Source organism: Falsochrobactrum ovis, from assembly GCF_003259955.1.
GTDB lineage: Bacteria > Pseudomonadota > Alphaproteobacteria > Rhizobiales > Rhizobiaceae > Brucella > Brucella ovis_A.
Map to the genome: position 1 here is coordinate 319,277 of NZ_QLMK01000003.1, position 13,099 is coordinate 332,375.

Sequence of the window (13,099 nt, forward strand, 5' to 3'; positions counted from 1 at the left end):
GCCTGAAGGCGCCGTTCATGTCTTATGCTACGTTTGCGCGCGCCTTACTAAAGCGCTTACGATCATTAGGATCCAGATAGAGCTTGCGCAGACGGATCGACTTAGGCGTCACTTCCATCAGCTCATCATCTTGAATCCAAGACAGGGCGCGTTCCAGTGTCATGCGGATCGGCGGAGTAAGCTTTACCGCCTCATCCTTGCCGGATGCGCGCATATTGGTCAGCTTCTTGCCTTTAAGAACGTTGACTTCAAGATCATTATCACGGTTGTGAATACCGACAATCATGCCCTGATAGACCTTAGTGCCCGCTTCGATGATCATCGGACCGCGATCTTCAAGGTTGAACATGGCATAGGCAACCGCCTCACCCTGATCATTGGAAATCAAAACGCCATTGTTACGACCGCCAATTTCGCCCTTATAGGGCTGATATTCATGGAACAAGCGGTTCATAATCGCTGTTCCTCGCGTATCGGTCATCAGTTCTGACTGATATCCGATCAAGCCACGGGTCGGCGCATAAAATACCAGACGAACACGGTTGCCACCGGATGGACGCAGTTCAACCATTTCAGCTTTGCGTTCAGACATTTTCTGAACAACCGTACCTGAATATTCCTCATCGACGTCGATGACGACTTCTTCAACCGGCTCAAGCACAGTGCCGTCTTCGGCTTTTTGCAACACAACGCGCGGACGCGAAATGCTCATCTCGAAACCTTCGCGGCGCATATTTTCAATCAAAACCGCAAGCTGCAATTCACCGCGACCGGAAACGTAAAAGGAATCCTTGTCTTCAGATTCTTCCACCTTAAGCGCTACCGAACCCTCAGCTTCTTTCATCAGACGATCACGGATAACACGGCTGGTGACCTTGTCGCCTTCGGTACCGGCAAGCGGACTGTCATTAACGATGAAAGACATAGTCACCGTTGGAGGGTCAATCGGCTGCGCTTGCATCGGCACATTGATTGATGGATCGCAGAATGTATCGGCCACGGTGCCTTTAGACAGACCCGCAATAGCAACGATATCGCCTGCCACACCCTCTTCAATCGCGGTACGTTCCAAACCACGGAAAGCAAGGATTTTGGAAACGCGTCCGGTTTCGAGAACCTTACCTTCTTGATTGAGAACCTTAACCGGCTGGTTGGGCTTCAACGTGCCGGAATGAATACGACCGGTGATAACACGACCAAGGAACGGATCAGCTTCAAGAATGGTACCGATCATTGAGAACGGACCTTCAGCAACAGCGGGTGCGGGAACGTGTCTGATGATAAGTTCAAATAATGGGCCCAATCCCTGATCCGATGGACCATCGGGGCTTTCAGCCATCCAGCCATCACGGCCGGATCCGTAAAGAATGGGGAAATCAAGCTGTTCGTCATTTGCATCAAGAGCTGCAAACATATCGAAAACTTCGTTCACCACTTCCTCGTGGCGAGCGTCTGCACGGTCGATCTTGTTGATCGCAACGATTGGACGCAGACCAAGTTTCAATGCTTTGCTGACAACGAATTTCGTCTGTGGCATCGGGCCTTCAGCAGAGTCAACCAGCACGACAACGCCGTCTACCATGCTAAGGATACGTTCAACTTCGCCGCCAAAATCGGCGTGGCCAGGCGTGTCGACGATGTTGATGCGCGTATCTTTCCAGACAGCAGACGTCGCTTTAGCCAAAATGGTAATGCCGCGTTCGCGTTCGATATCACCCGAATCCATCATGCGTTCAGCAACGCGCTGATTTTCCCGGAATGAACCGCCTTGTTTCAACAGTCCATCAACCAGTGTAGTTTTGCCATGATCGACGTGAGCGATAATGGCGATATTACGCAGTTCCATATGAAGATCACTTCTGTAGGAGTTGGGAGCCGCGCCTTTTGCGCGGAAAATCAATGAGGCGCTCTTACAGGTTTTTTTGCATTTTAGAAAGGGGCAGCTATCAACTGCCCCGGTTTCTAAGCTAAAAACCGTGTTTTTAGCGTATTATTTCATAAATCTGACAGTAATTTGTCAGACCTCTACAAAAGAGTGCCAGACAGAATGAGTAACGCCACGCTAAAATAGATCACAAGTCCAGAGACATCCACAAGAGTTGCCACAAATGGTGCCGATGCACTTGCCGGGTCAAAACCCAACCTTTGCAGGATGAAGGGTAGCATCGAACCGGTAACCGAACCAAAGGTGACGATACAAACCAGCGCCAGCCCCACGGTTGCGGCAATCAGCATCCAATATTCGCCATAGTCGTAAATTCCCAGCATTTGCCAGGCGACGATGCGAGCAACCCCGATCAGGCCCAGAAAACTTCCCAGCACCAGGCCAGAGGGCACCTCACGCAGCGCCACGCGCCACCAATCTTTCAACCGCACTTCCTGCAAGGCGAGAGCACGGATTATCAGCGATGTGGCCTGAGAACCCGAATTACCGCCCGATGACATGATCAGTGGAATGAACAGGGTCAATACCAGCGCCTTTTCAAGTTCCACTTCAAAATGCTGCATAGCGCTTGCGGTGAGCATTTCGCCCAGAAACAATATTCCAAGCCAACCAGCGCGCTTTTTCAGCATTTCGCCAAAACCGATACGCATATAGGGCTTGTCGAGCGCTTCCATACCACCGAAGCGATAAGCGTCCTCGCTTGCCTCTTCCGTCATGGCATCCAGCACGTCATCAACCGTGACAATTCCGATAATATGGCGGCTCTCATCCACCACGGGCACGGCCAGCAGGTCATGTTTGCGGAAAAGACGAGCCAGCTCTTCACGGCTCGTTAGCGGTGTTATGGTGATCGGATCATCATCACGCGCAATCGACAGAATTGGCTCAGAAGGATCCCGGATAATCAGCCGCCTCAGGCTGACTACTCCCAGCAAAATCCGGGTTTTCGGATCCAGAACATAAATCGCATAGACGGTCTCGCGCGTGCGCTCGACCTTGCGAATATATTCGAGCGTCTGCCCGACATTCCAGTCGGACGTAACCGCGATAAATTCGATGGTCATCAAACTACCGGCCGTATTCGGCGGATAGCCCATCAGCTTTTTTAGTGCAGCCTTGGTTTCGGGCGCAAGAATGGGAAACAGACGCGCACGCTCATCATCATCCATTTCCTGAAATACGTCAGTGGCACGGTCGGCAGACATGCCATCGAGCAAATGACTGGCAATATTAGGAGAAAGCGTGGTCAGAATTTCAGGCGCGCGTTCCAGCTCGGGCTGGTCGAGCAAACGCACGCCATCATCATGCGAAAGCATGCCAATAACAGCAATCGCATCATCGGTATCAAGTTGGTTTACAATCTCAACCGCATCACCGGTTCGGATATCGGCGAGCCGGCTTGCAATTGCAGCCGCTGGGAGATTGGCAACATCAAAAACTTCCGGGGAGAAGTCAGTGTTGGTCATAGGCTTGCCTTTCTGTCGATCCGCCGTCGAAAGCAGACCGTGCAAACCGACCAAGAGCGATCAGATCACGATTTGCCTTGACGGCTGAAACAATCGACTATGACTGTCGCTGGGCATAGGAAGTGGAAACTCCGGTTGATATTTGCAGCTTCGGATCAAATCCGGCTACGCGCTTGATTTGCGCTGGCTGGCCTTCAAAGTCAAGCCCTGCTGCAGACAGGAAGTGATTTTTTGCACCATAAACCCAGAGCGTTATTGTTGCCTTGCTCCGGGCCAAGCGAAATCCTAAGTCTAAAAAATAATAATATCCAGCGGAGTTACTCATGTCTGAAAAGCTTGCCTATAATCACGCCCTCACACAATGGAACGGACCGCTGGGCCTTCCCGAATTTCAGCACATCTCAGACACAGATTTTGCACCGGCTTTCGAGGCGGCATTGCAGCAGGATCTCGAAGAGGTTGAATTCATTGCAAATTCTGACAGTGCGCCAACGATCGATAATACCCTCAAGCCATTGCAACTTTCAGGCCAGGCACTCAGCCGCCTGTCATCCATTTTCTGGCTAAGAGCGGGCGCCCATACCAACGAAACCATTCAGGCGCTAGAGCGAGAAATTGCGCCGAAACTCTCGCGGCATTATTCGCGCATTATGATGGACCCGAAGCTATTTGCGCGGATCGACACGCTTTACCAGCAGCGCGACACGCTTGATCTTGATATCGAAACAATGCGCGTGCTTGAAAAGATGTGGAAGGGCTTTGTCCGCTCAGGCGCAAAACTTGATGATGCTGGCAAGGCTGAACTTGCCCAGATCAATGAAAAACTTGCAGGGCTAGGCGCAAGTTTTGGTCAAAACGTGCTCAAAGATGAATCGAGCTGGGCGCTTTTTATCAAAGATGAAGAAAAATTGGCTGGCTTGCCGGATTTTCTGCGCAATGCAATGAAAAGTGCTGCTGCACAACGCGGCGAGTCGGATGCGTGGGCGGTAACGCTCTCGCGCTCAATTATCGAGCCATTCCTTTCATTCGCCCAGGATCGCGACCTGCGCGAGCAAGCATTCAAAGCCTGGGCCAAACGCGGTGAGAATGGCGGTGAAACCGATAATCGTGAGATTGTGCGCGAAATGGTGGAGCTGCGTGAGCGTAAAGCTAAATTGCTGGGCTACGTGAATTTTGCCGCCTACAAGCTTGACGACACAATGGCAAAAACGCCAAAGGCTGTGATGGACCTGCTGGATCCGGTTTGGGAAAAAGCACGTTCCAAAGCGGCGGAAGAAGAAGCTGAATTGCAGCGGCTGATTGCGACTGATGGCGGCAATCACAAACTTGCCCCTTGGGATTGGCGTTTTTATGCTGAAAAGCTGCGCGCTGAGCGTTTTGCTTTCGACGAAGCGGAACTCAAACCCTATCTGCAACTTGAAAATATCATTCAAGCCGCTTTCGATGTCGCGACCCGTTTATTTGGTATTCGCTTTGAAGAAAAGAAAGGCATCAGCACCTGGCATCCTGATGTGCGCGTGTTTCAGGTCTTTAACGCGGATGGTAGCGAGCGCGGTCTGTTTTTGGGCGATTATTTTGCGCGCAGGTCTAAGCGTTCGGGCGCATGGATGAGCTCGCTGCAATCGGGCCATAAGCTTGATGGCGGGCAAAAACCATTCATCTATAATGTGATGAATTTTGCAAAACCTGCAGCGGGCGAACCCGCCCTACTCTCACTTGATGATGCCCGCACTTTGTTTCATGAATTTGGCCATGCACTGCATGGTTTGCTCACAGATGTGACATGGCCTGGTGTTGCTGGCACCGCTGTTTCGCGTGATTTCGTTGAATTGCCTTCGCAGCTTTACGAACATTGGCTGACCGTGCCAGAGATCTTGCAGAAATATGCCGTTCACTATCGTAGCGGCGAAGCCATGCCAAAGGAATTGCTGAATAAAGTGCTTTCCGCACGCAGTTTCAATGTCGGTTTCAACACGGTTGAATTTACCGCCTCGGCACTGGTGGATATGGCATTTCATACCAGCGCGGAAAAAATTTCAGACCCTATTGCTTTTGAAGCCGCGACTTTAGAAAAGCTCGACATGCCCGATGCGATCATTATGCGACATCGTACCCCGCATTTTACCCATGTATTTTCCGGCGATGGCTATTCTGCGGGATATTATTCCTACATGTGGTCGGAAGTGCTTGATGCGGATGCGTTTAACGCTTTTGAAGAAACGGGCGATGTTTTCAACCCACAATTGGCGGAAAAGCTTTGCAAATATATCTATGCCGCGGGCGGAAGCCGCGATCCGGAAGAGCTTTATATGGCATTTCGCGGCAAAATGCCGACGGCCGATGCCATGATTGAAAAACGTGGTCTCAACTAAGATCAAAAAGGCCGGGAAACCGGCCTTTCATTCAATATTCCCCCAGTTTTATATCAGGCGTATAGTCAACGCCGTCAACTTCCTTGATCACCGGCTGGCCGCAATGCATCACCCCGGTGGCCGCATTGAAAGCATAAGTTGGCGAACCATAAAGCTGCCAGCCCTTGTTGAGCGCCGCCGTCACCCGATGGCAGAAGGCAGCGTCATCCGGGCCTGTGATAAATCGATAAAGCTTCATGGTTGATTTCCTTTCGTCATTTCAATCCAGCTTTTGCCAGCAGTCGTTCCGCCATCTCAAGATGCAGTCGCTCAACCATTTCACCATTGAGCGAGACAACACCCTTATTTGCATGTTCCGGAGTTGCGAACAGAGCCACAATCGCTTGGGCGCGTTCTATCTCGGCCTGAGACGGACCAAAGGCACGATTTGCGGCATCGATCTGACCCGGATGTATCAGGGTCTTTCCATCAAAGCCCATCGCCGCACCTTGCGTGCATTCAGCTTCAAAACCCTGCTGATCGCGAAAATCATTATAGACACCATCAAGCACCGCCAACCCGCCAGCCTTGGCGGCAAGCACAATCTGCATCAGCCACGGCACTAGATAAGGTCGGCCCGGCAGCATGTGCACACCGGTTTCGCGGGCAATATCATTAGGCCCAACAACAAAACAGCCAAGCCTTGCCGCCATGCGATGACCTAGATTTGCAATCTCATCAGCATTTAGAATACCGCGCGCTGTTTCAATCATCGCCCAAATGCTCATATCTGGCACAGCGTCAAGTTGATCAAGCCTGCGGGCCGCATCAATCACATCTTGAGGTCGTTCGACCTTGGGCAATAAAATACCATCCACCTTCATGGAGGCGGCGGCCTTAATATCTTCTGCGCTCCACGGCGTATCGGCAGAATTGACCCGTATAATCCGCTCAAACTTCACATCCGGATGTTCATTGATATGGCTGGCCAGCGCGCAACGTGCATCGGTTTTAGCCGCTGGAGCAACTGAATCTTCCAGATCGTAAATGACACAATCAACAGCAAGCGACAGTGACTTATCCAAAGCGCGCTGATTGGCGGCTGGTACAAATAAAACGGAGCGGCGGGGACGAACAGAATTGATCATAGAGGATTTGTGCACTGATTATTATAACCGCGCAAGCATTAGACGCGGTTTTCTTGCCGCTCTTGCATTTGGCCTAAGCATCATTTCTGCCTGAAAGATTGACTCTGCGCTAGGCTAATGTAAACCAGAACTAACTATGTAATACCTAACTGACAGGCTCTGGACATGGAAAAGTTCACCAAGCTCACTGGCGTTGCCGCACCTCTGCCGATCGTCAATATTGATACGGATATGATCATTCCCAAGGATTACCTTAAAACGATCAAGCGCACCGGTCTGAGCAAAGGCTTGTTTGCTGAAATGCGTTTCAATGAAGATGGCACCGAGAATCCGGATTTCGTGCTCAATAAACCAGCTTATCGCAATGCACAGATTCTGGTTGCTGGCGATAATTTCGGCTGCGGTTCCTCGCGTGAGCACGCACCTTGGGCTCTGCTCGATTTTGGTATTCGCTGCGTGATCTCAACATCATTTGCAGATATTTTCTATAATAACTGCTTCAAGAACGGTATCCTGCCGATCAAAGTCAGCCCCGAAGATCTGGAAAAGCTGATGGATGATGCTTCGCGCGGCGCCAATTCCACCATCACAGTTGATCTTGAAGAGCAGGTAATTCAGGGACCTGATGGCGGTACGATCTCATTTGACGTCGATGAATTCAAGCGTCATTGCCTGCTCAACGGTCTTGATGACATCGGATTGACCATGGAAAAATCGTCCGCTATTGACACGTTCGAAGAAAAAAGAGCACAAGAACGTCCTTGGGCATAATGACCAGTATATTTGCAGGACCAAATGCTTTCAGATCGGGTGGCTGGACGCTTTGAAAGGAACCCGGCTGGCAGAAATGGCCCACGAAGATCAAAGCCGCGACTGGGGCGAACGCCTCGCTCCATCGCTGGATGAAGTCGAATCTATCGCGATCGACGCTCTTGCCCATTTGCCGCAGGAGTTTCGAGTCCTGTGCGGCGATCTTGTTATTCAAATAGCAGATTTTCCGGAAGAGCAAATTGTAGAGGATATGGGGCTAGACACGCCTTTTGATCTTCTTGGACTGTTCGAAGGACAGGGTATCGGTGAACGCTTCAGCATGCAAACCGGCGAAGGTCCAAACCGAATAACACTTTTTCGGCGAGCTATTCTTGATTACTGGGCAGAACATGAAGAAACTTTGGGCGATATAATCACCCATGTGCTTATTCATGAGATTGGCCATCACTTCGGCATGTCCGACGAGGACATGGAAGCAGTCGAAGCGCAGATAGGCTAAGCTCTTTTCTCACAGCATTTATAACAATAAAAAGCGCCGGAATTTCCGACGCTTTTATGTTTCAACTTGTCAGATCAGGCCGCTTGCGCCTTTGGTGTAACCAGACCACGGGTGATCAGCAATTCTGCAATCTGAATCGTATTAAGTGCTGCGCCCTTACGAAGATTATCCGCGACAACCCACATGGCCAAACCATTTTCGACCGTGATGTCTTCACGGATACGGCTGATATAAGTAGCGTCTTCACCAGCAGCCTCATAAGGGGTGATATAACCACCATCTTCATGCTTGTCGATTACCTGACATCCGGGGGCTTCGCGCAGTAGCTCACGCGCTTCTTCCGGAGAGATCGGTTTTTCGAACTCGATATTGACCGCTTCCGAATGGCCAATGAATACCGGCACCCGCACAGCGGTAGCGGTTAGCTTGATCTTGGGATCGAGCATCTTCTTGGTTTCGGCAACAACCTTCCACTCTTCTTTCGTATAGCCATCTTCCATGAAGCTATCGATATGTGGAATAACGTTGAAAGCGATGCGCTTGGTGAATTTTTTGGTCGAAATCGGATCAGCAACAAAGACAGCACGTGACTGTTCAAACAGCTCGTCCATGCCTTCCTTACCAGCACCAGACACCGACTGATAGGTCGATACGACAACGCGTTTGATCGTAGCTGCATCATGCAATGGCTTGAGCGCTACCACCAATTGAGCAGTCGAACAATTCGGATTGGCAATGATATTCTTCTTGCGGAAACCTTCAATTGCTTCCGGATTAACTTCCGGCACAATAAGCGGAACATCGGAATCATAGCGCCAGGCAGATGAATTATCGATGACAACACAACCCTGTGCGGCAATCTTTGGCGACCATTCTTTGGAGATGGTGCCGCCAGCGGACATCAGGCAGATATCGGTATCGGAAAAATCATAGCTATCCATCGCTTTGACCTTCAAGGTCTTGTCACCATAAGACACTTCTGTGCCCTGGCTGCGACGCGATGCAAGCGCCACGATTTCATCGGCTGGAAAGCCGCGTTCTTCAAGAATATTGAGCATTTCGCGCCCGACATTTCCAGTGGCGCCGACGACTGCTACCTTAAATCCCATTTAACTTCTCCTGTCTCTCCGCTTCCATAAAACCCGCCGACCAGCGGGCCATTCCCCTGAGCCAGACCCGGGGAGAGAGGCGAGCAGGCCAAGGGATCAGACCGTTTTGGTGGTCGTTTTAATGCAAGTGGCCTTGGTGGTTTTGGAAACGAACGCCAAAGAGTGACGCATGGCCGAGATGCCATTCACTCCGTTCAGGCTATGTGATGCGCGCAATGCATTCACGAGAGAGTCTCCTTTTCCGATTGGGCTTTTAAGCTCTTTAGAAAAAGAGTCAATATTTTCCGCGCATAGGCACGCAATTTATGCAAATTACGCAAAAATATGGGCCCGTTCACGCTTAATTGCGTTTCACGGGCCGCGAGATCAGAAAAATTGCACACTTAGTAAAGCAGGCGTGTGCGAATAGTTCCGGGGATTTCACGCAGCGACTGTAAGACATCGCTGCTCAAACCGTCCATCCCGTCCGCCTCAATCACCACATAACCAACCTCACCATCCGTTTGCAGAAACTGACTGAGAATATTGATATTGTGGGTCGAGAAAATATTGACCAAACTATTCAAAATACCGGGGCGATTTTCGTGCACATGCATAAAACGCGTACCGCTATGGCTTGATGGCAACTGCACCTGAGGGAAATTGACCGCACCCAATGTCGAGCCGACGTCAGAATATTCAACCAGCTTGCGGCTGACTTCCAAACCGATACGCTCCTGCGCCTCTTCAGTGGAACCGCCAATATGCGGGGTAAGGATCACATTTTCGATGCCCTGTAGCGGCGAAGTGAACGGATCCTTATTGGAAGCGGGTTCGGAAGGAAATACATCGATTGCTGCCCCGGCAAGGTGCCCTTCTTTCAACACCCGTGCCAACGCTTCGAGATCCACCACCGTGCCGCGAGCATTATTGATCAGAAAAGCACCCTTTTTCATCTTGCGAAGTTTGGCTTCCGTGATCATGCGCGCCGTCGATTTATTCGACGGCACATGAAGGCTCACAACGTCTGAAATTTCCAAAAGCTCGTCAAGCGTTTCAGTTGGAATGACATTGCCATATTGGAGCTTATCCGTCATATCGAAATAGCGCACCGTCATGCCGAGACTTTCGGCCAGATTGCCGACCTGCGAGCCGATATTGCCGTAACCAACAATGCCCAAGGTCTTACCGCGCACTTCCCGGCTGCCAATCGCAGTCTTTTCCCAAATGCCGTCATGTGCCTTGACCGAACGCGGGAAAATGCGCCGCATCAGCATGATGATTTCACCAATCACCAATTCAGCAACCGATCGTGTGTTGGAAAATGGCGCGTTGAAAACCGGAATCCCTCGCTTGCGCGCTGCATTCAGCTCGACCTGATTTGTTCCGACCGAATAACAACCCACCGCAATGAGACGTTGGGCAGCTTGAAATACGTCATTGGTCAATTGGGTGCGTGAACGGATACCAACCAGATGCGCAGAGGAAATAGCTTCGATCAACTCCGCCTTATCCAGCGCTTTGGGCAGGTGAACCACGTTGGTGTAGCCGGACGATTTGAAATAATCGACAGCCGACTGGCTGATGCCTTCGAGAAGAAGAACATTGATGCGCTCACGCGCGAATGAAAGACGTGGGGACATGATGGGGCTTTCGAGAGTGACTCAATATTCAACTAGCGACATAAAACAATCGGACGATGTCGTCACTGCGATATTTTGGACTTCTTGCTGAGTGTGGTAATTGAGCCGCAAAATAACTGGTCAATTGGCTCTTTTATGACGAAACTCATATCCGCGGCTTATCTCGACACGAAAGAAATGCAAACGAGCACAGCATTAAAACATTCTCTTTTGCTCCGGAACGGGCTATTAGTTTGAGCAACCGTGTTTAATGAAGTGTTTTGTAATCAGAAGCGCATATGGTCGAAACAAAGGTGACACTTGGTTTCCAGCGTCGATACTGCGATTAGTTTTGCCGATTCATTCTCTCACATGCGGATTATTAACGGCATGGGCATCAGCCTATGCCTGTCTCGGCTATTGATTTTTGCTTCAAAATTTATCCAAAACCCACATAAGCATAAAATTGCCTATATGCATATTGGCTGGGTCATTATTGTATTCCTCTGGATAATTCAGTTTTGGTGGGAATATCTGATGTTGAGCGGCCATAAGCAGCTCGATGTCTATACTTATATTATAGATTTACTTTACGTATTCGGTCTATTCTTCGTCTGTGTTACCATAACACCTGACGAAGTTAACGAATATGGCGATTACGAACGTTATTTTATATCCCGCAAAGCGTGGTTCTTTTCGCTTTTTATATTTCTGAATTTTCTTGAATATATCAGTGAGGCCAGATTTTATCTGGCCTCTGAGGATTATGCCGAGATTAAGACCGAAACGATTTCGCTAATAATCGAAACAATAGGAATCATCGCCGCTATCAAGATCAATAACCGAAAATTTCAATTTTTCCTGATCTGGCTAATCATCGCGGGAACCTTATCAGATATTTTAATCCCGGATTAATTATCTAAATCTTGGCAAATAAAGCCGCCCTAATGGGCGGCTAAACTTTGCTTTTGGATAAATTAAGCCGAAAGCGATTTGAATTTTGCCAAAATCGCATCACCCATTTCGACGGTGCCAACTTGCGTGGTTCCTTCAGACCAGATGTCCGCAGTACGCAATCCATCATCGAGAACACTGGCAATCGCCGCTTCCAGACGATCTGCTTCTTCGATCAAATTGAACGAATAACGCAGACACATGGCCAGCGAAGCAATCATAGCAATCGGGTTGGCGATGCCCTGCCCGGCAATATCAGGCGCAGAACCGTGAACCGGTTCATAAAGCGCCTTGCGCTTACCAGTTTTTGCGTCGACCTCACCAAGCGAGGCTGATGGCAACATACCAAGCGAACCCGTCAGCATTGCCGCAACATCTGAAAGCATATCGCCGAACAAATTGTCCGTCACAATCACGTCGAACTGCTTGGGCCAGCGAACAAGCTGCATAGCACCAGCATCTGCGAGCATATGTTCCAGCTCAACGCCAGAATGTTTTTCCTTGTGGCGAGCCGTAACCACCTGATTCCATAGCACTCCGGATTTCATCACGTTGCGCTTTTCCATCGAGGTGACTTTGTTGCGACGCGTGCGTGCCAATTCAAACGCTATATCCGCAATCCGCTCAATTTCGTAAGTGTCATAAACTTGCGTATCGATGCCACGCTTTTGGCCATTGCCAAGGTCAATAATTTCCTTGGGCTCGCCAAAATAAACACCGCCGGTCAGCTCGCGAAGGATCAAAATGTCAAGACCTTCAATCACTTCCGGCTTTAGGGAAGATGAATGTGCAAGCGCAGGATAGCAGATTGCGGGACGCAAATTTGCATAAAGAGCCAGATCTTTGCGAAGCCGTAAAAGACCAGCTTCCGGGCGCACCTCATAAGGCACATCGTCCCACTTTGGCCCACCAACCGCACCAAACAGGACAGCATCGGCCGCCAGCGCCTTTTCCATATCAGCATCTGAAATCGCTTGCCCATGCGCGTCATAGGCTGATCCGCCCACCAAGCCTTCATCGGTCTCAAAACCCAATCTGAGTTCTGTATTGAGGAAATCGATGATCTTACGAACTTCAGCCATTGCTTCAGGTCCGATACCATCGCCGGGCAGGAGAAAAAGTTTTCTGGATGCCATAATTGCCAAGCCTCTATTTTAAGCTGTCAAACACTTTGTACCGACAGGCCTCAATGCGTTCTGAAAGGTTCGGGTGGGTTATAGAACCGAGCGATCCAGCAAGCAACAAGCGGCAAAGC

Annotated in this window: 12 protein-coding genes; 4 read left to right on the forward strand and 8 right to left on the reverse strand. The window is 50.0% G+C overall.

The annotated features are described in order from the left end of the window. Positions 1 to 22: 22 nt before the first annotated feature. The 3 genes from typA to C7374_RS16370 form a co-directional block, all read right to left on the reverse strand. Positions 23 to 1,846, reverse strand: a complete 1,824-nt coding sequence (gene typA / locus C7374_RS07030; protein WP_111574893.1) for a translational GTPase TypA — start codon at positions 1,844 to 1,846, stop codon at positions 23 to 25. 179 nt (positions 1,847 to 2,025) lie between these two features. Then, on the reverse strand, positions 2,026 to 3,411 hold the full coding sequence (mgtE, locus tag C7374_RS07035) for a magnesium transporter (protein ID WP_111574894.1): 1,386 nt from the start codon (positions 3,409 to 3,411) through the stop codon (positions 2,026 to 2,028). A gap of 97 nt (positions 3,412 to 3,508) precedes the next feature. Next, positions 3,509 to 3,688 (reverse strand): hypothetical protein, encoded by a 180-nt coding sequence (locus C7374_RS16370; protein ID WP_245412597.1) that lies wholly within the window; start codon positions 3,686 to 3,688, stop codon positions 3,509 to 3,511. Between the two features lie 46 nt (positions 3,689 to 3,734). On the opposite strand from C7374_RS16370, the gene C7374_RS07045 reads away from it, so the two are divergent. Beyond that, entirely contained in the window at positions 3,735 to 5,783 is a 2,049-nt protein-coding gene (locus C7374_RS07045) for a M3 family metallopeptidase (protein WP_111574895.1), read from the forward strand. Positions 5,784 to 5,814: 31 nt separating this feature from the next. Here the strand turns inward: C7374_RS07045 and C7374_RS07050 are convergent, their stop codons facing one another. Both C7374_RS07050 and C7374_RS07055 read right to left on the reverse strand, forming a co-directional pair. After that, positions 5,815 to 6,021 (reverse strand): DUF1737 domain-containing protein, encoded by a 207-nt coding sequence (locus tag C7374_RS07050; RefSeq protein WP_111574896.1) that lies wholly within the window; start codon positions 6,019 to 6,021, stop codon positions 5,815 to 5,817. Between the two features lie 16 nt (positions 6,022 to 6,037). Beyond that, positions 6,038 to 6,910: an HpcH/HpaI aldolase/citrate lyase family protein gene (locus C7374_RS07055; RefSeq protein ID WP_111574897.1), complete on the reverse strand. Its 873-nt coding sequence runs from the start codon at positions 6,908 to 6,910 to the stop codon at positions 6,038 to 6,040. A gap of 165 nt (positions 6,911 to 7,075) precedes the next feature. Here C7374_RS07055 and leuD point away from each other — a divergent pair, with 165 nt between their 5' ends. Both leuD and C7374_RS07065 read left to right on the forward strand, forming a co-directional pair. Then, on the forward strand, positions 7,076 to 7,681 hold the full coding sequence (leuD, locus tag C7374_RS07060; RefSeq protein ID WP_111574898.1) for a 3-isopropylmalate dehydratase small subunit: 606 nt from the start codon (positions 7,076 to 7,078) through the stop codon (positions 7,679 to 7,681). Between the two features lie 76 nt (positions 7,682 to 7,757). Then, positions 7,758 to 8,180 carry a metallopeptidase family protein gene (locus tag C7374_RS07065; protein ID WP_111574899.1) on the forward strand — a complete coding sequence of 141 codons (423 nt, stop codon included), beginning with the start codon at positions 7,758 to 7,760 and terminating at the stop codon, positions 8,178 to 8,180. Between the two features lie 74 nt (positions 8,181 to 8,254). Here the strand turns inward: C7374_RS07065 and C7374_RS07070 are convergent, their stop codons facing one another. Together C7374_RS07070 and serA are read right to left on the reverse strand one after the other, a co-directional pair. Beyond that, positions 8,255 to 9,289, reverse strand: a complete 1,035-nt coding sequence (locus C7374_RS07070) for an aspartate-semialdehyde dehydrogenase (protein WP_111574900.1) — start codon at positions 9,287 to 9,289, stop codon at positions 8,255 to 8,257. A 383-nt stretch (positions 9,290 to 9,672) separates the two neighbouring features. After that, positions 9,673 to 10,911, reverse strand: coding sequence for a phosphoglycerate dehydrogenase (gene serA, locus C7374_RS07075; protein ID WP_111574901.1), 1,239 nt, complete (start codon positions 10,909 to 10,911; stop codon positions 9,673 to 9,675). A gap of 300 nt (positions 10,912 to 11,211) precedes the next feature. Between serA and C7374_RS07080 the strand changes: the two genes are divergently transcribed. After that, positions 11,212 to 11,805, forward strand: a complete 594-nt coding sequence (locus C7374_RS07080) for a hypothetical protein (protein ID WP_210205088.1) — start codon at positions 11,212 to 11,214, stop codon at positions 11,803 to 11,805. 62 nt (positions 11,806 to 11,867) lie between these two features. On the opposite strand, the gene leuB is transcribed toward C7374_RS07080, so the two are convergent. After that, positions 11,868 to 12,980 carry a 3-isopropylmalate dehydrogenase gene (gene leuB / locus C7374_RS07085; RefSeq protein ID WP_111574903.1) on the reverse strand — a complete coding sequence of 371 codons (1,113 nt, stop codon included), beginning with the start codon at positions 12,978 to 12,980 and terminating at the stop codon, positions 11,868 to 11,870. Between the last annotated feature and the right edge of the window lie 119 nt (positions 12,981 to 13,099).